This is a genomic window from Halomonas sp. GD1P12 (assembly GCF_025725645.1).
Lineage (GTDB): Bacteria > Pseudomonadota > Gammaproteobacteria > Pseudomonadales > Halomonadaceae > Vreelandella.
This window is the reverse complement of sequence record NZ_CP107007.1, coordinates 1,384,035-1,403,900: the sequence shown is the minus strand read 5'-3', so window position 1 is coordinate 1,403,900 and position 19,866 is coordinate 1,384,035. Positions and strand designations below refer to the sequence as shown.

General features: G+C 58.0%; 22 protein-coding genes. 6 read left to right on the top strand and 16 right to left on the bottom strand.

All coding sequences use genetic code 11. The features are described from left to right. The first annotated feature begins 5 nt into the window (after positions 1 to 5). A complete protein-coding gene (gene pgi / locus OCT39_RS06540; protein WP_263586857.1) occupies positions 6 to 1,664 on the top strand; it encodes a glucose-6-phosphate isomerase in 1,659 nt (552 codons plus the stop codon). Between the two features lie 287 nt (positions 1,665 to 1,951). Here the strand turns inward: pgi and OCT39_RS06535 are convergent, their stop codons facing one another. The 4 genes from OCT39_RS06535 to OCT39_RS06520 form a co-directional block, all read right to left on the bottom strand. Beyond that, a complete protein-coding gene (locus OCT39_RS06535; RefSeq protein ID WP_263586856.1) occupies positions 1,952 to 2,983 on the bottom strand; it encodes a ParA family protein in 1,032 nt (343 codons plus the stop codon). Positions 2,984 to 3,101: 118 nt separating this feature from the next. Next, positions 3,102 to 3,929, bottom strand: a complete 828-nt coding sequence (locus tag OCT39_RS06530) for a hypothetical protein (RefSeq protein WP_263586855.1) — start codon at positions 3,927 to 3,929, stop codon at positions 3,102 to 3,104. Positions 3,930 to 4,074: 145 nt separating this feature from the next. Continuing rightward, positions 4,075 to 4,512, bottom strand: coding sequence for a hypothetical protein (locus OCT39_RS06525; protein ID WP_263586854.1), 438 nt, complete (start codon positions 4,510 to 4,512; stop codon positions 4,075 to 4,077). 256 nt (positions 4,513 to 4,768) lie between these two features. Further along, positions 4,769 to 5,365 (bottom strand): GNAT family N-acetyltransferase, encoded by a 597-nt coding sequence (locus OCT39_RS06520; protein ID WP_263586853.1) that lies wholly within the window; start codon positions 5,363 to 5,365, stop codon positions 4,769 to 4,771. A gap of 105 nt (positions 5,366 to 5,470) precedes the next feature. Here OCT39_RS06520 and OCT39_RS06515 point away from each other — a divergent pair, with 105 nt between their 5' ends. Then, on the top strand, positions 5,471 to 6,049 hold the full coding sequence (locus tag OCT39_RS06515) for a hypothetical protein (RefSeq protein ID WP_263586852.1): 579 nt from the start codon (positions 5,471 to 5,473) through the stop codon (positions 6,047 to 6,049). Positions 6,050 to 6,085: 36 nt separating this feature from the next. Further along, entirely contained in the window at positions 6,086 to 6,415 is a 330-nt protein-coding gene (locus OCT39_RS06510) for a hypothetical protein (RefSeq protein ID WP_263586851.1), read from the top strand. Positions 6,416 to 6,530: 115 nt separating this feature from the next. On the opposite strand, the gene OCT39_RS06505 is transcribed toward OCT39_RS06510, so the two are convergent. From OCT39_RS06505 to OCT39_RS06480, 6 genes are all read right to left on the bottom strand, one after another. Next, complete coding sequence (locus OCT39_RS06505; RefSeq protein WP_263586850.1) at positions 6,531 to 8,372, bottom strand: autotransporter domain-containing protein; 1,842 nt, start codon at positions 8,370 to 8,372, stop codon at positions 6,531 to 6,533. 223 nt (positions 8,373 to 8,595) lie between these two features. Beyond that, positions 8,596 to 9,822: a metal-dependent hydrolase family protein gene (locus tag OCT39_RS06500; RefSeq protein WP_263586849.1), complete on the bottom strand. Its 1,227-nt coding sequence runs from the start codon at positions 9,820 to 9,822 to the stop codon at positions 8,596 to 8,598. Between the two features lie 23 nt (positions 9,823 to 9,845). Beyond that, positions 9,846 to 11,153: a TRAP transporter large permease gene (locus OCT39_RS06495; protein ID WP_263586848.1), complete on the bottom strand. Its 1,308-nt coding sequence runs from the start codon at positions 11,151 to 11,153 to the stop codon at positions 9,846 to 9,848. A 10-nt stretch (positions 11,154 to 11,163) separates the two neighbouring features. Then, the gene (locus OCT39_RS06490) at positions 11,164 to 11,664 is read right to left on the bottom strand and encodes a TRAP transporter small permease subunit (protein ID WP_263586847.1); all 501 of its coding nucleotides are present in this window, start codon (positions 11,662 to 11,664) and stop codon (positions 11,164 to 11,166) included. Next, entirely contained in the window at positions 11,661 to 12,290 is a 630-nt protein-coding gene (locus OCT39_RS06485) for a TetR/AcrR family transcriptional regulator (protein WP_263586846.1), read from the bottom strand. Before OCT39_RS06485 ends, OCT39_RS06490 begins: the two co-directional genes overlap by 4 nt. A gap of 61 nt (positions 12,291 to 12,351) precedes the next feature. After that, the gene (locus tag OCT39_RS06480) at positions 12,352 to 13,488 is read right to left on the bottom strand and encodes a C4-dicarboxylate TRAP transporter substrate-binding protein (protein ID WP_263586845.1); all 1,137 of its coding nucleotides are present in this window, start codon (positions 13,486 to 13,488) and stop codon (positions 12,352 to 12,354) included. Between the two features lie 181 nt (positions 13,489 to 13,669). Between OCT39_RS06480 and OCT39_RS06475 the strand changes: the two genes are divergently transcribed. Together OCT39_RS06475 and OCT39_RS06470 are read left to right on the top strand one after the other, a co-directional pair. Further along, positions 13,670 to 14,392, top strand: a complete 723-nt coding sequence (locus tag OCT39_RS06475; protein WP_263586844.1) for an AzlC family ABC transporter permease — start codon at positions 13,670 to 13,672, stop codon at positions 14,390 to 14,392. After that, positions 14,389 to 14,697 (top strand): AzlD domain-containing protein, encoded by a 309-nt coding sequence (locus OCT39_RS06470; RefSeq protein WP_263586843.1) that lies wholly within the window; start codon positions 14,389 to 14,391, stop codon positions 14,695 to 14,697. Before OCT39_RS06475 ends, OCT39_RS06470 begins: the two co-directional genes overlap by 4 nt. Positions 14,698 to 14,711: 14 nt before the next feature. Here OCT39_RS06470 and OCT39_RS06465 read toward each other — a convergent pair whose 3' ends face one another. The 5 genes from OCT39_RS06465 to OCT39_RS06445 form a co-directional block, all read right to left on the bottom strand. Then, entirely contained in the window at positions 14,712 to 15,158 is a 447-nt protein-coding gene (locus tag OCT39_RS06465) for a hypothetical protein (protein ID WP_263586842.1), read from the bottom strand. Next, on the bottom strand, positions 15,155 to 15,715 hold the full coding sequence (locus OCT39_RS06460; protein ID WP_263586841.1) for a cysteine hydrolase family protein: 561 nt from the start codon (positions 15,713 to 15,715) through the stop codon (positions 15,155 to 15,157). The genes OCT39_RS06465 and OCT39_RS06460 overlap by 4 nt, the downstream gene beginning before the upstream one ends. Before the next feature lie 67 nt (positions 15,716 to 15,782). Beyond that, positions 15,783 to 16,166 carry a nuclear transport factor 2 family protein gene (locus OCT39_RS06455; protein WP_263586840.1) on the bottom strand — a complete coding sequence of 128 codons (384 nt, stop codon included), beginning with the start codon at positions 16,164 to 16,166 and terminating at the stop codon, positions 15,783 to 15,785. A gap of 169 nt (positions 16,167 to 16,335) precedes the next feature. Beyond that, positions 16,336 to 16,779 (bottom strand): hypothetical protein, encoded by a 444-nt coding sequence (locus tag OCT39_RS06450; protein WP_263586839.1) that lies wholly within the window; start codon positions 16,777 to 16,779, stop codon positions 16,336 to 16,338. A 110-nt stretch (positions 16,780 to 16,889) separates the two neighbouring features. Further along, positions 16,890 to 18,332, bottom strand: coding sequence for an alkaline phosphatase (locus tag OCT39_RS06445; RefSeq protein WP_263586838.1), 1,443 nt, complete (start codon positions 18,330 to 18,332; stop codon positions 16,890 to 16,892). A gap of 180 nt (positions 18,333 to 18,512) precedes the next feature. Here OCT39_RS06445 and OCT39_RS06440 point away from each other — a divergent pair, with 180 nt between their 5' ends. After that, complete coding sequence (locus OCT39_RS06440; protein WP_263586837.1) at positions 18,513 to 19,598, top strand: PA0069 family radical SAM protein; 1,086 nt, start codon at positions 18,513 to 18,515, stop codon at positions 19,596 to 19,598. A 6-nt stretch (positions 19,599 to 19,604) separates the two neighbouring features. On the opposite strand, the gene OCT39_RS06435 is transcribed toward OCT39_RS06440, so the two are convergent. After that, positions 19,605 to 19,856, bottom strand: a complete 252-nt coding sequence (locus OCT39_RS06435; protein ID WP_263586836.1) for a hypothetical protein — start codon at positions 19,854 to 19,856, stop codon at positions 19,605 to 19,607. Positions 19,857 to 19,866 lie beyond the last annotated feature (10 nt).

The following is a 19,866-nucleotide window of genomic DNA, read 5'->3' as shown; positions in this document are numbered from 1 at the left end:
TGCCCATGTTCCAACTCACCCGCAGCGTCACCTGGCAGGCCCTCGAGCGCCTGCGCGATAAAACTTATCACGACCGCATTCGCGACTACTTTGCCAGCGACCCAAAGCGCTTCGAAAAAATGAGCCTGCGCGTGGGCGGGCTGTTTCTGGACTACTCCAAGCATCACGTCTCCGACGACGTGCTGACCAAACTGCTGGAGCTGGCCGACCACTCCGCGCTGGTTCAGCGCCGGGCGCAGATGTTCTCCGGCGACATCATCAACGTCACCGAGAACCGCCCGGTACTGCACACCGCGCTCAGAAACCCCGGCGACGAGCCGGTGTACGTGGATGGCGAGGACGTGATGCCGGAGATCACCCGCACCCGCGAGCAGATCAAGCGCTTTTCCGAGGCGGTCAGAAGCGGCGAGTGGAAAGGCTACAGCGGCAAACCCATCAAGGACGTGGTCAACATCGGCATCGGCGGCTCGGACCTGGGCCCCAACATGGCGGTGCGCGCCCTTCTGAAGTACCGCCACCCGGAGCTTCACTTTCACTTCGTCTCCAACGTCGACGGCACCCACATCCAGAAGGTGCTCTCACGGCTCGACCCGGCGACCACGCTGTTCATCGTCTCGACCAAGACCTTCTCCACCCAGGAGACGCTTCTGAACGCCAAGACCGCGCGGCGCTGGTTTCTGGAGAACGCCGGGGATGACGCCGACGTTGGCGCGCACTTCATTGCGGCTTCCACCAACCGCAAAGCGGCGATGGAATTCGGCATTCGTGAAGAGAACGTGTTCGAGTTCTGGGCCTGGGTGGGCGGGCGCTACTCCATGTGGTCATCGATTGGCCTGCCGATCGCGCTCTCCATCGGCTTCGAGGGCTTCATCGAGCTGCTGGAAGGCGCTCACGAGATGGATCGCCACTTCATCGAGGCGCCCTTCTCCCAGAACATGCCGGTGCTGATGGCGCTGATCGGCATCTGGTACATCAACTTCATCGGGGCCGAGACCCAGGCCATCGTGCCTTACGACCAGGCGCTGAACCAGCTGCCGTCGTTTTTGCAGCAGCTGGACATGGAGTCCAACGGCAAATCGGTGGATATCTTCGGCCACCCGGTCAACTACAAGACCGGGCCGATCGTCTGGGGCCAGACCGGCTCCAACGGTCAGCACGCGTTTTTCCAGCTGCTGCACCAGGGCACGCGCTACGTGCCGATCGACTTCATCGCCTCACTCAAACCCGAGCCCGGCATGGAGGAGCACCACTTCGCGCTCTTGACCAACATGCTCGCCCAGGCCAACGCCTTCATGGAAGGCAGCCAAAGCGCCGGCCAGGAACTCAGCCAGGACCCCTACAGCTGCCCCGGCAACCGCCCCTCCAGCACCCTACTGCTCGACGAACTGACGCCGAAAAACCTGGGCGCGCTGATCGCGCTTTACGAGCACAAGGTGTTCGTCCAGGGCGTGATCTGGAATATCAACTCGTTCGACCAATGGGGCGTACAGCTTGGCAAGCGTATTGCCGGCGAAATCAGTGAGCGTATTGATACCAACGCGGCGGATTTTGACGCTTCGACGCAGGGGCTTTTGGAGCTGGTGCGGGGGCATTTTCCGGGTGGTAGTGCTGAGGAGGATGGCCAAGCGGAAAGTGGTAAGAAGGCCGGAAAAAAGAAAGGGTAAGCTGATAAAACCGTTTTAAACGATGGCACGCAAAATGCCTTGGCGTTTGCCGAGGCATTTTTACTACTCTGTTGAGTAGTGCAGGCTCTACTCTATTTATCGCTTTTTTACCGGGTCCGACCTTTACCTCCCGAATTCGATATTAAGCACAGTACCTACGGTTTTTAGCGTTTTAAAATAAATTCTAGCAGGTGATCCTAAATAAATGTGATAACGCCGGCCAGTATGCGCGGCTACTGAATGGAGGCGAAGCCGCAATGCAGTAGCCGTCGCCGTAATTGGCTTGGTTATAGATTCTCTGTCATTTCATGAATTTCTTCGGCCATTTGTCGAAACACTAATTTAAAGTTCTCTCTACTTTCTTTCATATTGTCAAGTATCACACCACCCTGCTCAAGTTGGTCATCAGTTAATGCAAATATTGGAACATTAAATTTTTGAGACTGCGCAATCAGCGAATTAAAGTCTGCAATATTAGCAAGATTAAACGGCTCTCCAGTCTTCGAGTATTTGTTAAAGTCTTTCTCAGATATCGTCATTCCTATTGGGTGAAGTGATGGAATAAGTTTGGTTGAAACGGTTTCCTTAATAACATCAATCCATCGCTGAAAAGATTTTGCTGGTGCGCCACTACGTGGCCTATATCTTTGAGAAATAAAACCAATAAACTTTGGTGGATTTTCTGGCAACCGATAGTCAACTGTCGCGTCTCTGAACGGAGCAACATCAGCGTTCCATCGGGGAACCACGTTCGAAAGTGACTTGATAGCTTGAGCACAGAAAAAATCAGGAGACGTTGGAACAATAAAATAGTCGCTTGACATCAGTAAACATTCATTCAAAGCACCAACACTTGGGCTCATATCTATTATTATGTAGTCAAATTCATGCTCTTTACCGGTTATTCTAAGCAATTCTCCAATGCTTCCGGGCAAGTTCTTAATCGCGGGTATTGCAGTGCTGGTAGTTAAAGCAACACTAACTTGCGTTTCGATCTCCGAGAGAGCCAAATTTCCGCAATAAATATATAGATTGGGGTTTTCAGTTCTTGCAGGACTTCCCGCAACAAGACCAGTCAATCTGCCAGACATTACCGGTTGAAGTCCCGTCGAAAGGTCACATCCCGGGTTCTTTGAATAGTAGTCCTCAATATCGTCGACTGAATTATAGTCTAGCACTAATGCGGTAAGGTTGCATTGTGGGTCTGCGTCTACCACAAGAGTTTTGTGTCCTAGCTCTCCCAGCATCCATCCGAGATTGAATGCTGTAGTTGTCTTACTAACTCCGCCCTTGTGGTTAAAGAGTGATATTACCTTCATAATTTAATCTCCATTTATAACGCCGCAATAAGCGGAAAAATAAGCTTGGCTATAATTGTGAGTACAGCGAAACAGGCCAAGCTTATTTATGCCGCTTGATTGCTTTTTTGAGGTGTGACTATCGTCGTTGTGAGTTTACGGGAAGGCAGCCATAGATTTCATGAGTAGACATACCATTGCTTTTACCATAGCTAATATATGAACTCCTGACATCTTCAACAAACTCAAGACACATCTCATTCAACTGAACTAGCCCATGCAAATCACTTTTTAAGCAACAGTACCATTTAGATTTGCTATCATACGTAGGGTGAAGCTTGCTTGGACACATATTCTTAGTATGTACGCATTCATTCTTTTCAGAGCTCAATTGAATAAGATTGATTTTACTATTGAATTTTTCAACCCTTCTATAAGTGATTACAAAGAGTGGATCACCATGAGCAACCACATTCCGTATTGTCTTTAAGGTTTCATACAGGCACCAGAATTTATACTTCTTTAAGTTCATCACTCCTTTTGTCAATTCATTAATTTTGCTAGCAGCCTTGAAACTATCTGAGAAATTCACCTCCTCGGAAAAGTATTCCTTCTCATAATTTGAGTGCTGAAGCATTTTAGTTAAGCACCAAAACAAATTCACAATCATGCTTTCCATTAGTGCAACATGTTTTACGAGCATAAGTTCATTTTGGAACTGTCCAAGAGATTTCAGGTTTTTCTGAAGATCTGTAAACTCTCTCTCTTCTTTATTAATTTCATATAGAAGGTCATAATCTTGATTCGCTTGTGCAGCATTTTTTCTATCTACAAATGAACTTTCAACACTGAGGCAACTTTCATCATACTCCATAAAATCAACGTCGTAATTTTTAATCAATTTTTTAATCACGTCTGCGAGCTTTTTGATTTCGCTTCGGACATGATTCATTCTCATTAATGACACAAACTTTTCCTATAAAATATCAAACAACAGAGTTTAATTATTACTGATGAATAAAAACGACACATAACGCCCCGCTAAACGGCGAGCGCTAGCGAGTCCGGTGGAGGCTGCGCCTTTTGCAGCCGGAACGAATTTGTGTGGTTTATTATACCTTTTCACGATTTTTCTTTAGCCGTCTTGCCGCTGAACATACTTCATTGACTAGTTTTGCCCCAGATGTACTGAGCAGATAAGCCGATTTATCTATTTCTGCGATTGACTTAGTGCCATCAGCCATTGCGTGAGTTAAATCGTTGCGATCTTCTTTCCATTGATGGATACGATCCATAAGAGGGTCGTTGAAGTAAGCAGCCAGTAGCGGGTCATTCGGCTTTCGCTGCCGAATTTCCTGCATTTTTTTACCTAGCATTCGAATTGGGCGATGGTTAGCATAAGTAGTGCCACCCGACTGCTTAAGAGCAGATAGAAGCCGGTCTTCTAGAACTGTATATGCAAACCAACATGCTTCGAGATAAAACCCTTTTTCATGGGCAGACTTCATTCTGCTCATAAGCTCTTTATAGTGGTTGTTTTTCTCACTCAAACTCGGCAACTCCTTTTAGGCATAACAATGACTATATACCCGACTGCATAACCTTAATGAACGTGCTGGCGCTTCATTGAGGTTATCTAGCCGACCAAGTCAAATTTAGCTCATTGATCCTATTGCTAGCAAAGAAAATTTTGCCTTTCTATCCAAAATTCGTGTGCCTTCTCGCTTTGGCTGTAGCACATTTGATTGGAGGGGCTTTGACCAGCGTCCTATTGCCATGTGTGTATTAGAGCCAGAGCGCTATTGATTAGCTGCGAGGCTGGCTCAATAAGTAGTTGAGATGCGCGCGCACTTCTGGCCACTCTCCACTGCGCAGGCTATACATCACCGTGTCACGAATGGTGCCATCGCGACGCAGCTTATGCCCGCGTATCACACCGTCCTTTTTCGCGCCCAACCGCTCAATGGCACGTTGGCTTGCGTAGTTGAAGTTGTCGGTGCGCCAGCCCACCACGTTACAACCCAACGTATCGAACGCATGTGTCAACAGCAGCAGCTTACAGGTGGTATTGATATGGGTACGTTGCGCGCGTTTGGCATACCAGGTGTGGCCGATTTCCACCCGTTTTACCTCAGGCAAAATGTCGTGATAGCTCGTAGTACCCAGCACGGTACCGCTGGCCTCATCGATAACGGCAAACGCAAAACGGTGGCCCGCCTCACGGTCTTTCAAGGCGGTTTCAATAAAGGCGCGTGTTTCATCAGGTGAAGGCACCGGTGTGACACGTAAATTCCACAACTCGCCATCGGCGGCTGCGGCGCGCAGGCCCGCTTCGTGGTCGTGCGCTAGTGGCTCAAGTTTTACACTGTGCGCAGCAAGAATAACGGGGTTAACGTAAGCCATATCTTTCCAGCTCCCTGACAGTGGGAAAAACGATTAGCTCTGATCTTACTAAAGTTAACATCGGAATAGTCGATAGATTCTATTAATAAAAATGAGGGATCGGCCATGAAGATCGGATTTTCCAACCTGATGATGGTCAATACTCGCCGTGAGCCCTCCTCTGGGCCGAGCGCGGCGCGGGTAACAGGCCACCCCTTGTCGGTTGCCGCCCCCAGCACGGACGACCCTCAGACTAAACGGCTCAAGAAACAGAAAGAAGCATTCGAAGCGCTGGCGTCGCTGCCAAGCCCCAGGGGATCGGCGATGCAGAATGCGTCGCAAAAGGTGGGCTTTTTGAAGCAGCGGCTGGAGTCGCTGAAAGCGATGATGCGCTTTGCCTCGCCAGAGCAGCTCAAGGCGATGGCCAGCGAACTCAAATCCATTGCCCGGGAGCTGGGTGCGGCGGCGCGTCAGCTAAGCGGCGGTGGCGGTGGCGCGAGCGCAGGCCCCACCATGACGCCCACGGTCAACGCGGCCCAAGGCGGTCACGCCGGCGTATCGGCGCCGCTCAACGCGAACGCGCAAAGCGAGGCCAGCAGCGCCGAACGCGGTGTCGAGGCCGCCAACGCGACGCTCGAAAGCGCCGAGGCGGCTACCGCCGAGGAGCCCGCAAGCGACAGCGAGCAACTGGAAGCGCAGGAGTAGGAGCAGGAGCAGGAGCCAAAGGATACGCTCGCACCGTTGGATGTGTTGGCGCAGGCCCTCTCTTTCGCGTTACCAGGCACCGAACGCCCCCCAACCATTAGCGCAAGCGAACACGCGCTGCGCTCGATTTTGACCGATGCCAAAAAAGCGTTTCAGGAGGCGGCCAGCGAGCTGAAGTTTTCCCTGAATAAGGAAGAAAAAGAAGCGCGCCGCGAGCTCAAACAAGCCGAAGAAGAGATGGAGAAGGTCGACCATTCGCTTGCCAGGGCCGAATCTCACGCGCTCTACTCGACCCTGGGCCAACTGCTGCCGACTTCAACCGCCAATACTGCTACGGCCGCGGTCAGTATCGATATCAAGGTATGAGCGGTAGGTTCACTTTGCCGCGTACCAATGGCTACACCCCGACGTGCGATGATTAAACCGTACTGCGGGGTGTAGCCGTGGCGCTTGAATACACTGAGCGCGAGAACCTGCCGAATTAGAATCGCTTACCCAAACTCAAGAATAGCGCGCTGCTGTCAGCGTCTTCGACATCGACGTTGGCGCCAATCTGAGCGTCGAAACCGCCAAGCGTTGCGCGAGCCCCCACATCGAGTTCGACGTAATCGCGGTCAAGATCGAGCCGGGGCGCGCGGTAATCGCCCAGCTGTGGCAGGGTTTGCAGCGTGGCGCGGCCAGCGTCGCTCGTTTCGAATTCGCGGCTGTAGCTCACCTGCAGGTAGGGGTTGAACGTCGCCCCGTCGCGCCGAACCTGCCAGCCAAGCCGCCCGATGAGCGAATCGACGTCCCGGTCGGGGTACGCAAGCGCCGTCGAGGAGCGTTCGGTTTCATCGAACCCGTCGAGCTCGACGCGCTGCCAGGTCAGCCCGGCGATGGGGCCGGTTTTGATATCGCTTCCGGCAACGGAGAAGGCGCTTACATCGACGCCGGCGTTCACTGCCGCCGTCAGGTTGTTACCCTGCGTGGACCCGCTGTGGCGCCGAGTGGCGCTGCCCAGCTGAACGTCGCGGTCGGTATCGACATCGAGCCAGCTGTAGCTCAGCTGAGCGTTGGCCCAGGCGCTGTCGGTGTACCAGCCGGTGAACAGTCCAAGCGTCGACGCCTGTTGCTGAAAACTTCCGCGACCGCCGCCAAAGTCGGCGTCCTGATCGCCGTAGCCGGCGAACCCGCCCAGCACGACGCCGTCCTGGTACCAGTCCACGCCAAGAAGCCCCGACGGCGTATTGGCATCATACAAATCGCTCGAACCCGGCTGCTGGCGCTCGGCGCGAAGATCACCCCACCAGCGCACGCCGTTATCAAGCGGTATGGCGTTCAGGTGCTCGGCGACCCGGTTGGCGCGGGTTCGCCCACCCAGCACCGCCGAGTGGGTCACCAGCTGCTGCAGCTGCGGCGCCTCGATCAGCGATACCACGGCTTCGCCGATGATGCGGTGGGTGGCACTCGAGGGGTGGATCTCGTCGGCGAACAGGTAACGTTCGCCGGCATTCGGCGCGACCAGCGTCGCCTGGTTACAAAGCGGCAGCGGCAGGGTGCAGGCGGGATCAACGACGTTGGTAAACCCGTAGGCGCCGGGCGCGGCAGCGACCTCCTGCAGAAGTGCGAAGGTATCGACCGGGATCACCTCCGCGTCGCTTGCCGCCACGGCGGTATAAAGTGTCTCGTTGTATTGCCGGGCAAGCGCGGTGGCACCGGCGCGGGTAGCCGGGTCGCCGTTGAAGCGCGGCGTCAGGCCAAGGTCGGGCACGTTAAAAAGCAGCACGTGGCGGGCGCCAGCGCCTTGCAGCGTAGAGATGAGCCCGGCGGTGGCTACGGCCGTATTGCCAATGACGCTTGCGGCGTCCGCCCCGCTGCTTACGGTAAAGAGATCGTTCGCCCCGCCCCATACGGCGTAGAGCGCATCCCCGTCGGCGACGCCGCCGGTCGAAGCCAGGTAGCTTGTCAGTTGATCGCTCACCGAAGGCGCGGCGCCGAACAGGCTGCTCGAAGAAGCGGCTACCCGCGCCCCGCCGGCGGCGTAGTTATTGCCCCCGGCATTGGCGGGAGCGGCGTTGCTGTCGTAGCGCGCGGCGACGTGTTCAGCCCACACCGGCCCCGGGTTATCGGTAAAGCGGCCGACGAGGTCGAGCTGGTCGGGCGGGATGGGCAGCAGCTGCCCGATGGTGGCGCGGTAGTAGCCGCTGTCGGTCAGGCTATCGCCGAAAAAGACGGTCTCGTTGAAGGAGTCATCGAACGTGCTGGCGGCCAGCGCCGAGAGCGGTAAGGCGTTGGCGGCGACGAGTATACTCAGCGCCAGGCGCCGGTAGCGAAACGTTGGCATGACAGTAATCCCCTGATGGCTGTTGTTGTAGGTCGTGGGGTGATGGCTAACCGGCGCCCCGGGCAGCGCGTCACGTTTAGCGATGTCTGATGTTATGGCACAGCGCCCTGCCCGCTGCAAGAAGGTATATAGACGATCAGCACGTGGGGATTGTCGCCCGATACACATAAAAAAGCCGCCGACGCGAAATCGCGTCGGCGGCTTTTTAAATCCCTTGGCGGGGTTAGAGCGTATTCTTGTACGCCACGCCGCCTTTCATGATCAGCATGAGCTGTTCATCGGGCTTGGTCAGAACGGTGATGTCTTCGAGCGGGTTGTTCTTGAGAAGGATGACATCGCCGCGGGCGCCGGGAATGATCTCGCCGAAATCGCCCACGCAGCCGTAGGCATCCGCGGCGTGACTGGTCGCACCGCGGATCAGCTCGTCGGCGGGCACCACGTCCTTGCGCAGGTGGAACTCGTTGAGCTGATGGACCTGCATGCGGCCAAGCAGGTCGGAGCCGTAAAGCATCTTCACACCGTGCTCCTGGGCCATTTTCAGCGCCTTGCCGCCGGCCTCGAGCACTTCGAACACCTTGCGCTGCAGCTCTTCGGCCATGCCCGCCTCGACCCCTTCGCGCGCCAGCGCGTCGTAGGTGCTCAGCGTCGGCGTCAGGTAGGCGTCGTGCTCGATGAACAGGCGGCAGCTCTCTTCGTCCATCAGGTTGCCGTGCTCGATGGTTTTCACACCGCGCGGAATCAGCCGGTTGATGGCGCGAGCGGTGTAAGCGTGGGCCATGGTGTGAATATTGGCGGCCGTCGCTTCCTCGACGATGGCATCGATCTCTTCCAGCGAGAACTGGGTGCTGTCGATACGGTCGGTGGGTGAAGCCACACCGCCCGAGGCCATGATCTTGATCTGCGTGGCGCCCTTGCGGATCTCGTCGCGGGCGGCCTGGCGCACTTCGCTTACGCCGTCGCACACGCGGCCAAGGCCGGCGCAGCAAAAGCAGCCTTCGAACGTTTGCTGGCCCGGCCCGCGCATGTCGCCGTGGCCGCCGGTTTGGGAGAGCGCGCGCCCGGCGTACATGATCCGCGGCCCGGCCAAAGCACCTTCGTCCACCGCCTTGGCCAAACCGTAATCCGCGCCGCCGGCGTCGCGCACGGTGGTGAAGCCGCGCATCAGCATGGCTTCCAGAAGCTCGGACGACTTGGCGCCAACGTAGAACGGCGACAGCGTTCCCAGCAGCGCGAAGTTCGGCGTAATCGCGGTGACGTGGACGTGGGAATCCACGAGCCCCGGCATCAGGTAGTGGCCCTTGGCATCGATTATTTGGTCGTCGCTGCCTTCGAGCGGTGAGGCGCTGACCGCGTCGATACGGCCATCCTTGATACGCACCTCGTGGTTTTTCAGCACTTTGCCGGCGCGGGAATCGATGACGTTAGCGTTGATGAAACGAATCGTAGACATGGAAGTTCCTTGAAGTGAAGGCGTCAAAACATTTTCTGCGGAAGATAAAGAGACAGCGCGGGGATCAGCACGATGAGCAGCAGCGCAACGATGTCCATGACGATGAACCAGCTCACGCCCTTGAAGACTTCGCTCAGGCTGACGCTATTACCCAGCGACCCCTTGATGACGTAGACGTTGAGACCGATCGGCGGTGTGACCAGCCCGACCTCCAAAAGCTTGACGACGATGATGCCGAACCAGACCAGATTGAGATCCGCCCCTTCCACCAGCGGCAGAATCAGTGGCAGGGTCAAAAGCAGAAGACCGATCGAGTCGATGAACATGCCCAGAATCAGATAAATCAGGGCGACGGCCAGAATGATCCACCAGGTCTCGGTGCTCACGCCAAGAATCAGCTCGGAAAACGCCGAGGGCACGCCGCTCATCGCCAGAAAACGGGTGAAAAAGAGCGAGCCGATCAGAATGATGAAGATACTGGCGGTGCTCACCGCCGTTTGCGTCACCGCCTCGCGCACGGCGGCAACGGTGAGCGTGCGCCGTGCCAGCGCAATGACCGCTGCGATGGTGGTACCCACGGCGCCGGCTTCCGTCGGCGAGAAGATGCCGGTGAAGATACCGCCGAGCACCAGCGCGATCAGAAGCGGCAGCGGCCAGATGTTCTTGAACGCCTCCCACTTTTCAGACCAGCTCGAGCGCACGTTGGCATCCCCGGCCAGGCTCGGGTTGAGCTTGGTACGCACCATGATCATCGCGATGTAGAGAAGCGCCGACAGCACGCCGGGTAGAAAGCCCGCCATGAACAGCTGGCCTACTGAGACCTGAGCGTACACCCCGTAGAGCACCAGCAGTACGCTGGGCGGAATGAGCGAACCAAGCGTACCCGACGCCGCCACGGTGCCGGTGGCCAGGCCCTTGTCGTAGTTGTGCTTGAGCATTTCCGGCACGGCGATGCGCGACATGGCAGCAGAAGTGGCCACACTCGAACCGGAGGCGGCGGCGAAAAACGCCGAGGCCATGACGCTGGAGACCGCAAGCCCGCCGGGCAGGCGCGCCAGGTAAAGCCGCATCGCCTGAAAAAGCCCCTGGGTCATGTTCGTGGTGGTGCATAGATAGCCCATGAACAAAAACATGGGGGCGGCGGTCAGCTCCCAGGTACCGGCGAAGTCAAACGGCGTGGCGGAAATCATGCCCCAAGCCACGCGCATACTGGTCATTTCGCCGATACCAATGATCGACACAAGCCCCAGGGCGATGCCGATGGGCACCCTCAAGGCGATCAAGGCCAAAGCGATGGCAATACCTGCCACGCCTATCTCGATATTACTCATGGGGTTGCTCCTACAGGGCTTGGCGCAGTCGCACTGCCTTGATCATGTTGGCGAGAATGGCCAGGCACATGGCGGCGAAGCCGGCCGGCAGCGCCCAGCGGCTGGGCCACAGGTAGAACGTGAAGTTGGCCATGGCGGTTTCCTGGCGCAGGGTGGCCCGCAGTGCGTCCAGGTAGCTCTGGTAGCAAAGCATGCCGAAATAGACCAACCCCAAAGCGCCTGCGAACAGGTAGAACGCCAGCTGCACGCGGGCAGGCAGGCGCCCCACCACGACATCGACGCTGATGTGCTCGCGCTGAAGCTCGACGTAGGCAATCGGCAGAAAGACCACCGCGACCATGTAATAGAACGAGACGAACTCGAGGGTACCGGTGAAGGACTTGCCGAAGAAAAAGCGAAGCGCTACGTCCAGCGTGACGTGAAGCGCCATCAGGATCAGAAACAGCGCGGCCAGCACCAGCGCGCTTTTGGCGACCCATTGACTCAAGGATTCAACGATGCGCGCGATCATACAGTTTCTCTTGTCATAGCCTGGGAAGATGAAAAGCCAAGCTCGATGAGGGCATCCCTCCAGAAAATCAGCATGTCGTGGTAAAGCTCCGGGTCGTCGCGCCATATGCTTTGCGCGCCCATACCGCGCATCATGCAAAGCGTGGCGTTCAGCGCCACGCGGTTTTGCCGCGACGTATGCCGAGAGCTTGCCACCAGCTGTTCCCAGATGGCTTCCAACGAACCGTTGAACCTGGCTGCAAGGGGAATGAGCACTTTCATGATGTCGGGATCGGTACGCGCGGCGCTCAGATACTCCAGCGTCACCATGTACAGATCCCCCTTGAAGTGCTCATGAAGTACTCTCAAGAGGCTGTCGAAATCGAAGTTGCCCTCGCGCACGCTGATCGTCAGTTGGCGAACGCTTTCGACCTCGCGGTTGAGCAAATCCTCCAGCGCCGACTGCATCAACAGCGTTTTCGACGGGTAGTGATGCACCAGCGCCCCTCGAGAGACCCCGGCCTGACGAGCGACATCCACAGTCGAAGTGTCACGTATGCCCTTGGCCAGCACGCATTCGATCGTTGCCTGCATCACGCGTGCCTGGGTATTGCGTGAACGCTCTTCCTGATTCTGTCGCTTCGTCATGACGGTCCCTTATCGATCTTGTAGATATTGGCTGGCTTGAAAAAAGCCACTCTACGTCAAATCAATAAATACCGTAATCCGCCGGGAGCTTGCTGTAGATTTCGTCCATCGCAAGCTGGGCCAGCGCTTCTTCATCGGTGCGATCGACGCCTTCCAGCAGGGTTTGCCACTTGTCAATGGTGGCGAGGAAATCATCGATCAGCGCTTCGGGGTCTTCCACGCCGTACTCGTCGCGCGCCTTGTCGTAAACGCCGGACAGCGCCTTTTCGCGGAAGGCTTCGACGGAAGCCATCAGGTCGTCTTCCGGCTCGTAGACGTTGTTGCCGTGCTCTTTCGCCTCTTCGATGGCGGACTCCGCGGCAGCGATGAACTGAACCACCATGCGCGTCATGGCCTGAGCGGTGGCCTGTTTGAAGACATCACGCTCTTCATCGTTCAAGCCGGCCCAGAAACCTTCGTTGAAGCCCCACTGCGGGCCAGACCAGTACATGCCAGTGGGCAAAAGCGTGGTGTGCTCCGCCACTTCCCACAGCGAGCGGTCGATCAGGTCGTTGGCCGCGTTGGTCGCGCAGTCCAGCGAGCCGCGGTCGAGACCGCTGTACATTTCGCTGGAAGGCACGTTGACCGGCGTACCACCCGCCTCTTCCACCCAATTTGATACGGTCGAACCCGCGGTGCGAATGCGCTTGCCGCGCAGCTCCTCGAGATTACGCACCGGCTCGCGGCAGAACATGACGTAGGGCGGCGTGCTGTAGGCCCCCAGGTAGACGATACCGAGATCTTCCCACTCCGCCAGCTGCGTGGGGTTGTTCATGCTGAAGTCGGTCACGGCGAGAATGCTCACCAGCGGATCGGCGTAGTTGAAACCAAGCTCCTGCACGGCGTTGGCGACCGGCATTTCGGACGGCGTATAAATCGCGGCGTGGTGCGCGACCTGAACGATATTGTCCTGAATACCCTGAAGGTTGGCGCGAGGGGCCAGTAACACCGTGCCGGTATAAACCTCGGGCGCCAGCTCTCCCCCGGAGAGCTCTTCGACCATCTCCGCCCACTCGATATAGCCGTAGCGTGAATGGGGGTGCTGCTGATCGTAAAAGGAGTTAGCGATGAAAGACGTTTCAGCCTGGGCCGTGACGCTTAAAGCGGGCAGGACGAATGCAGAAACGGCCACCGCGAGTGATGTGCGTTTGAAGTTCATGGTCAGGTTTCCTGGAGCAAATTAAACATCATTATTAATGTTATGTTATTACGTATTTAACGTTTGCAAGTTTCAAACTTTGAAGCGCTAATGCATTATCGAATCTAAACTTATGTAAAAATAAAAACAAGCAGGCCTGTTTGTTTTTTACTGAAAAATCTCTCTCATTGCCGGTAAATCCATGATGGGTCAACAAAACGAGACAACGCTCGATATCGCCGGTACGTGGCAAGGCATCCGCCTGATGCTGCCGCTGGCGTGTTTCACTATCGCCTTTGGGCTTGCCTTTGGCGTAGCGGCCTCACACCATGGCCTGGCCGCATGGCAGGCGATGTCGATGAGCGCGCTGGTGTTCGCCGCCCCCTCGCAATTCGCCGCGCTGGAACTTTGGCAAGCGCCGCTGCCGCTGCTGGCACTGGCAGGTACGACACTTGCGATTCACACTCGGCACATGCTGATGGGCGCCTCGCTCTACCCCTGGCTTGCGCCTTTACCGCGCCGGCAGCGGTTTGCGGTCATTTTCCTGGTGACGGATTCGAACTGGGCGCTGGCGCTTTCCAAATACCACCAGGGCGAGCGCAATGTCGGTATTTTGCTGGGCGGCGGTATTGCGCTTTGGGCGGCCTGGGTGCTGGGAACCGGCGTGGGGCTCGTGTTCGGCGGTGGCATCACTCACCCGGAGCGCTTCGGGCTGGATATGATCATGCTCTGCTTTCTGCTGGTGATCGTGATCGGCAATCGGCCGCGAGCGTTCATGGTGCTGCCCTGGCTTGCGGCGGGCACTAGCGCGCTTTTGGCGTACTGGTGGCTGCCGCCCTTTCTTCACGTCATGGTAGGGGCACTGACCGGTGGGGGCGTCGCAGTGCTGCTTGCCCGATACCAGAGCGTGAAGGTGAGCGAATGATGACACCGACCGTCTGGTCGTCGCTTGCGGCCATTTCGATCATGGTACTTGTCGGCTATGGCTCGCGGGTGCTGGGGCTGATCGTCATGGCGCGACTGACGCTTGGACCGAACGTGCGCCTTTTTATCGACGCCATGTCGAGCTCGGTACTCATCGCCATCCTGACGCCGATGATCGTCGACGGCGATCACGCCACCCGCGTCGCGGCCCTTGCCGCCGGGCTGGTGGCGGTCGCGTTAAAAAGCCCGCTTGCGTCCATCGCCGTGGGTATCGTCTGCGCAGCGCTTTGGCGCTGGCTGTTCTAACGCTTGAAAAAACGCTATGCCCCTGCGCTCACTGCCTGGCAGGTCGTTTCTTCGCCGGACTCCTTGAGGCGCAGAATCATGGCGTGTTCATCGCGGGAGACCACTTCGATCGGCGCCGAAGGCTCGAGATAAAAAGCGCGGCTTGCTTCGAGAAACTCGGGCGAAAACAATCTGAGCTCATCCGTGCGAGGAACGAGTTCTATCTCTTCGGGGTAGGCAATGAACGTGTGGCCGACAACGTCCTTATGCCCGGTGATGAAGACCTGCAGACGCGAATGGCTTCCCGGAACGCTGCTCGTTCGATAGTCGAGCGTCAGCGTTTCCTCATAGGTGAGATCCTTTCGTGTCGTGACGCGACTTTCGATGTGCTCTTCCATGCCGTCCGGGTAGACATTGTCCGAGGTACAGGTCCAGTCACCCAAACCAAACAGGGAGATTCCCGCCATTGCCAGTTCAATCATTCTTCTAACGCCTCATCGAGCATTTCTTCGGTCGAGCGGATACGCGCGTACTCCCCATTCAGATTCGCAAGCGACATGGCGTGAACCTCGTCAGCCGAGCGTTCCACCCCAGCATAATCGCGTTTGGCGAAGGTGAAGGTAGCGTCATGAACGACCGTGACATCGAAGCCGAGATTACCCGCGCTTCGCACGCTGGCCTCCACCGAGTTGCTGGTGCTGACACCCACGACGACGAGACGCTGAATATCGCGCACGCGAAGCCAGCGCTCGAGACCCGAATGGATAAAAGCATCGGGAACGTTCTTCTCGACCACGTGCTCGCCTTCCCACGGCGCCAGTGCCGGCTGGAACTCGACGCCGCATTGTCCCGGCCAGAAAGGGGAATCTGGCGAGCGGGAGATATGGCGTACGTGAACGACAGGGCCCTGAGCATGACGCCACGCGCCGAGCAGGCGCGCAATATTCGCCTCGGCGTACGTATTGTTGCGAGCCCCTACAGCGGGGTCGCTCATGCCGCGCTGCATGTCGATGATAAGAAGAGCGGGAAGCTCGAACATGAATAAAACCTTTAAAAATGAAAACGCCAGGCTCGAATAGCCTGGCGTTTTTCGGGTGCCGACAACCTTACAGCATACGCGGAATTTGCGAGGAGTGGTGGTGCAAAATCGGCGCTTCTTTCGAAAGATCAACGACGTAGCTAAAGCGCGCCTCGAAGTTCAGAAGCTCGCCTTCGACCTCAAAGCGCCAGTTGTAGAGGCCGGTCAGCGCGGCAACGGTTTCGGAGACTTCCTGAATGATCAGGGTCTTTTCGTGCAGCGTGATGCTCAGACCCGGGCGCGCGCCCAGGCGCTCGAAATAGTCGCGATGCTTCTCGCGGGTGTTGGAAATACGGTTGGAAAAGGTGGGAATCAGTACGGCGTTCTCATCGTAGAGCGACAGCAGCGCTTCGACGTCGGCGTTGTTGATTGCCTGCATCCACTCGTTGAGCACGTCATGGGGAGTTCTCATATGACTAACGACCTCTTTAACCAATGTCGGTGACCTGATGCCGCGGGCTCAAACGGCGGTGACCTTTTACGACAGTGACTTTACAAGCCCATCATTCTTATACCAAAGATGTAGCGGGTACCATCTTACCCAAATCGACACGCGAGCGCATGGCGAGTTCCCAAGCCCATTAAAATTCCCGCAATCGATGGAACAGTTTACCCATGGCGCTGGCCCCCGGTATCAGCGCCAGGCCGATCAGGAGCGCGGCGAGCGAGCCGATGTCGAGCCCCCCGCCCCACTGCCAGCGGGAAAGCAGACTGCTCAGGTGCTGTACCACCAGATACACGCCGATGAGAAAGCTGCCCGCACGCACGAGCCCCGCCTCCCCTACCACGCTGTCAGACGCCGACTCATTCGGGTGAAGCCTTTGCGCAAGCGCGGGCGCCTTGAACCATAAAAGCACGCCCAGCAAACACGGCAGCACGAGACTGGCGGAGAACAGTAGTCGCCAGTCTTCGAACGCCTCTGCCGTAGCGAAGGCCGCGGGCAGCGACGACGCCAGCGCCATGAGCGGGCGGGTCACGAGATAGACGGCGAGAAGGCGAATCGCGATGATCGAGAAGGCGCGCATGAAGACTCCCGGCAAAACCGTCAGCATACGTTCATCGCACGCGTTCTAAAACACGCACAAAAAAGCCCCCGGCCATTACTCACCGGGGGCTTTATGCCTGCACAGGGACGTTACGGCGTGTCGCTGTCCTCGTCGATACCGAGCGCGTTCATCGCGGCGCGGAATACATCGGTGTTGTCCACCCACTGCTGGGCGTTTTCGTCCACACCGTAGGTGGAGAGGCCTTCATCGGGCTGGGCCACATCGAGGAAGTACTCGGCGCCGGCGCCCTGGGCGTAAAGCGGCACGAGCTCGCGGGTGTGGTTATCCGAGTGCCAGCGTACCAGCGGCAGCGCGCCGGCGCCCTGGCTTACGATCGGGCTGTAGGCGTTCTGATCCGAATCCGGGCCCTGCAGCAGGCCGTTGCCGTGGTCGGTGGTAACGATGATCATCGTCTCGTCCCAGTCGCTGTTCGCCTCGACCCACTCGACCGCAGCTTCCACCGCTTCATTGAAATCGACCTGCTCCTCGACCAGGCGCGGCAGGTTGTTGGCGTGCGCGGCCCAGTCGACGGCGCCGCCTTCGACCATCAGGAAAAAGCCTTCGTCGTTTTGCTTGAGCACTTCGAGCGCGCCGCGGGTCAGCGTCGGCAAGTTCGGCACGTTCTCGATCAGGTTGCCAGCTTCCACGCCCGGGCGGTTGAACTGCAGCGTGGCGTGGTTCTGCGCCACGCCCAGCACCTTGTCCGCCTCGAGGGTCAGCTCGCCGTTGGCCAGCGCCTCGAAGTCGTCGCGGCTTTCGATCAACTGGTAATCGGTGTCGCCGTCGAGCACACGCTGCCAGGTGGCTTCGCCGCCCACGTAGCGAAAGGCGTCTTCGTCCGGATTGTCGACCGCGTTACCGGCGTCGTCGAAGTACGGGTGGCCGGCGCCGAACACCACGGTGGCAAGTCCGGAATCGATGATCTCTTCACCGAGTGCTGCGTATTCGTTGCGGCTGGGGCTGTGGCCCAGAAACGCGGCGGGCGTCGCGTGGCTCAGCTGCACCGAGCTCACCACGCCCAGCGCCCGACCGCTTTCGACCACGTACTCGCCGATGTGCTTCATGCGCTCGTCATTGTTCGACCAGTTGATGGCGCTGTTGTAGGTCTTCTGGCCGGTGGCCAGCGCCGTGCCGGCGGCGGCGCTGTCGGTGAAGTTCTCGCGGGCGTAGTTGTAGCCGGCGAAATAGCCGTCGTAGTCGCCCAGTTTGCCCTCGAAGCCCACGCCCTCGGCCGCCTCATCGCTCCAGAGCTCGGCGGGGTCGAACTCGACCTTGCCTTCGTCGCTCATGGTCGGCTCGGTGGCGGTGGTCAGCGGGTAGGTGGCGGTGAAGACCTGAGTGTCGAAGTCGTCGTACACTTCCTGGCCCAGCACTGCGTGGCGGTAGTAGCTGGCGGCGCGGAAGGTTTCGATGCCCGCGCCGTCGGTGATCATCAGAATGACGTTTTTGGCACCGTGTGGTTGGGCAAGCGCCGGCGTGGCAAAAACGGACCCTAAAGCAAGCGCGAGCGCGCAGCGTTTGAAAGCGACCATGCTGTTCATCCAAGTCATTGATTAAGAGAGACTTAAATTAGCCACGCCAGATGACAGCGGGATGAACGTTTAGCGCGATTTCAGTGACACGCCGTTCACCACGGCCAGCGGTTGTCGTTAGCATGAGCGGTAATATAGTGTATATTCATACAGTCAACCTATTGCCGATCGGATAGCGTCATGTCGGATTCACGCGCCCTCCCCCCGGGCAGTATCGTTCACAAGGGCCGCGGGGCAACGTTCGACCCGCACAACCGCTTTGCGCCGAGTGTCAGCGTCGAGGAATTCGACGGCTGGTGGCAGGAGCACGCCCCTTTAAGCCTTGCCACCGAGGTACGCGAGGAGCCAAGCAAGAGCGCGCTTGCGTGGAACAGCTCACCGGATCTCTCCTTTGATCGCTCGCTCAATCCTTACCACGGCTGCGAGCATGGCTGCATCTACTGCTTCGCTCGGCCCTCGCACGCCTACTGGGACATGTCGCCGGGGCTCGATTTCGAAACCCGGCTGATCGCGCGTACCGGCATGCTCGAGCACCTGCGCGACGAACTCGCGAAACCCGGCTACGTTTGCCGGCCGATCAATCTTTCCGGCAACACCGACTGTTATCAACCAATCGAGGCGACATATCGCACCACTCGGAGCCTGCTCGCGTTTTTGCTCGAATGCCGCCACCCGGTCACGCTGGTGACCAAGGGAAGTCTCGTGCTGCGCGACTTGGACCTTCTAAAGCGCATGGCCGAGCACCGGCTGGTGCGGGTGCTGGTGAGTCTGACGAGCCTGGACGGCGACTTGAAGCGCACCCTGGAGCCGCGAGCGGCTTCGCCCCAGGCACGGCTGAAGGTGATTCGCGAACTCAGCGCCGCCGGGGTGCCGGTGGGGGTGTTGATCTCGCCGGTGATACCGGGGCTGACCGACCACGAAATCGAGCGGCTGATCGAAGCGGCCCGCGGCGCCGGCGCGCGCACCGCGAGCTGGATGCTTCTACGCCTGCCCCGCGAAGTCGCGCCGCTGTTCCAGGCGTGGCTGATGGCCCACTATCCCGAGCGCGCCGACAAGGTGATGAGCCTGATTCGCCAGTGCCGGGGCGGCAAGACCAACGAGGCGGCGTTCGGCAAGCGCTTTCGCGGTGAAGGCGTGTTCGTCGACATGATCGAGCAGCGCTTCAAGCGCGCCAGCCGTCAATGGGGCATGCAGCCCCGCGCCGAGCAGGGGCTCAACACGCGCGACTTCAGGCCACCCCGCGCTCAGGGCGACCTGTTCGACTAGCCAGCGCTAACGGTTCGGGCCGCGCCGCGCCTTGAGCTCGTCGAGCACCAGCGCGAAGAAGCCGCGAATCTCCTGAAGCTTCGGCCTCGCCTCGACCATCAGGGTGTCCATCTTTTCGAGCTCCTGAGTCTGGGCTTCTCGGGCGTCGAGCTCAGCGCGAATTTCGTCGATGATCTCCACCGAGTCGTTCAACATCGCCTTGAGTTCGGCGGTCGAGGTGGTGTGCAGGCTTGGCCTGGAACCTTGTTCAATACTCATGGCGCCCTCC

Excerpts from the sequence above, each read along its gene's own strand:
- OCT39_RS06450 (WP_263586839.1), bottom strand. The coding sequence starts at position 16,779 with ATGCGCGCCTTCTCGATCATCGCGATTCGCCTTCTCGCCGTCTATCTC.
- pgi (WP_263586857.1), top strand. The coding sequence starts at position 6 with ATGTTCCAACTCACCCGCAGCGTCACCTGGCAGGCCCTCGAGCGCCTG.
- OCT39_RS06520 (WP_263586853.1), bottom strand. The coding sequence starts at position 5,365 with ATGGCTTACGTTAACCCCGTTATTCTTGCTGCGCACAGTGTAAAACTT.
- OCT39_RS06515 (WP_263586852.1), top strand. The coding sequence starts at position 5,471 with ATGAAGATCGGATTTTCCAACCTGATGATGGTCAATACTCGCCGTGAG.
- OCT39_RS06435 (WP_263586836.1), bottom strand. The coding sequence starts at position 19,856 with ATGAGTATTGAACAAGGTTCCAGGCCAAGCCTGCACACCACCTCGACC.
- OCT39_RS06455 (WP_263586840.1), bottom strand. The coding sequence starts at position 16,166 with ATGAGAACTCCCCATGACGTGCTCAACGAGTGGATGCAGGCAATCAAC.
- OCT39_RS06535 (WP_263586856.1), bottom strand. The coding sequence starts at position 2,983 with ATGAAGGTAATATCACTCTTTAACCACAAGGGCGGAGTTAGTAAGACA.
- OCT39_RS06495 (WP_263586848.1), bottom strand. The coding sequence starts at position 11,153 with ATGAGTAATATCGAGATAGGCGTGGCAGGTATTGCCATCGCTTTGGCC.
- OCT39_RS06485 (WP_263586846.1), bottom strand. The coding sequence starts at position 12,290 with ATGACGAAGCGACAGAATCAGGAAGAGCGTTCACGCAATACCCAGGCA.
- OCT39_RS06460 (WP_263586841.1), bottom strand. The coding sequence starts at position 15,715 with ATGTTCGAGCTTCCCGCTCTTCTTATCATCGACATGCAGCGCGGCATG.
- OCT39_RS06475 (WP_263586844.1), top strand. The coding sequence starts at position 13,670 with ATGATGGGTCAACAAAACGAGACAACGCTCGATATCGCCGGTACGTGG.
- OCT39_RS06465 (WP_263586842.1), bottom strand. The coding sequence starts at position 15,158 with ATGATTGAACTGGCAATGGCGGGAATCTCCCTGTTTGGTTTGGGTGAC.
- OCT39_RS06505 (WP_263586850.1), bottom strand. The coding sequence starts at position 8,372 with ATGCCAACGTTTCGCTACCGGCGCCTGGCGCTGAGTATACTCGTCGCC.
- OCT39_RS06490 (WP_263586847.1), bottom strand. The coding sequence starts at position 11,664 with ATGATCGCGCGCATCGTTGAATCCTTGAGTCAATGGGTCGCCAAAAGC.
- OCT39_RS06445 (WP_263586838.1), bottom strand. The coding sequence starts at position 18,332 with ATGGTCGCTTTCAAACGCTGCGCGCTCGCGCTTGCTTTAGGGTCCGTT.
- OCT39_RS06480 (WP_263586845.1), bottom strand. The coding sequence starts at position 13,488 with ATGAACTTCAAACGCACATCACTCGCGGTGGCCGTTTCTGCATTCGTC.
- OCT39_RS06440 (WP_263586837.1), top strand. The coding sequence starts at position 18,513 with ATGTCGGATTCACGCGCCCTCCCCCCGGGCAGTATCGTTCACAAGGGC.
- OCT39_RS06500 (WP_263586849.1), bottom strand. The coding sequence starts at position 9,822 with ATGTCTACGATTCGTTTCATCAACGCTAACGTCATCGATTCCCGCGCC.
- OCT39_RS06470 (WP_263586843.1), top strand. The coding sequence starts at position 14,389 with ATGATGACACCGACCGTCTGGTCGTCGCTTGCGGCCATTTCGATCATG.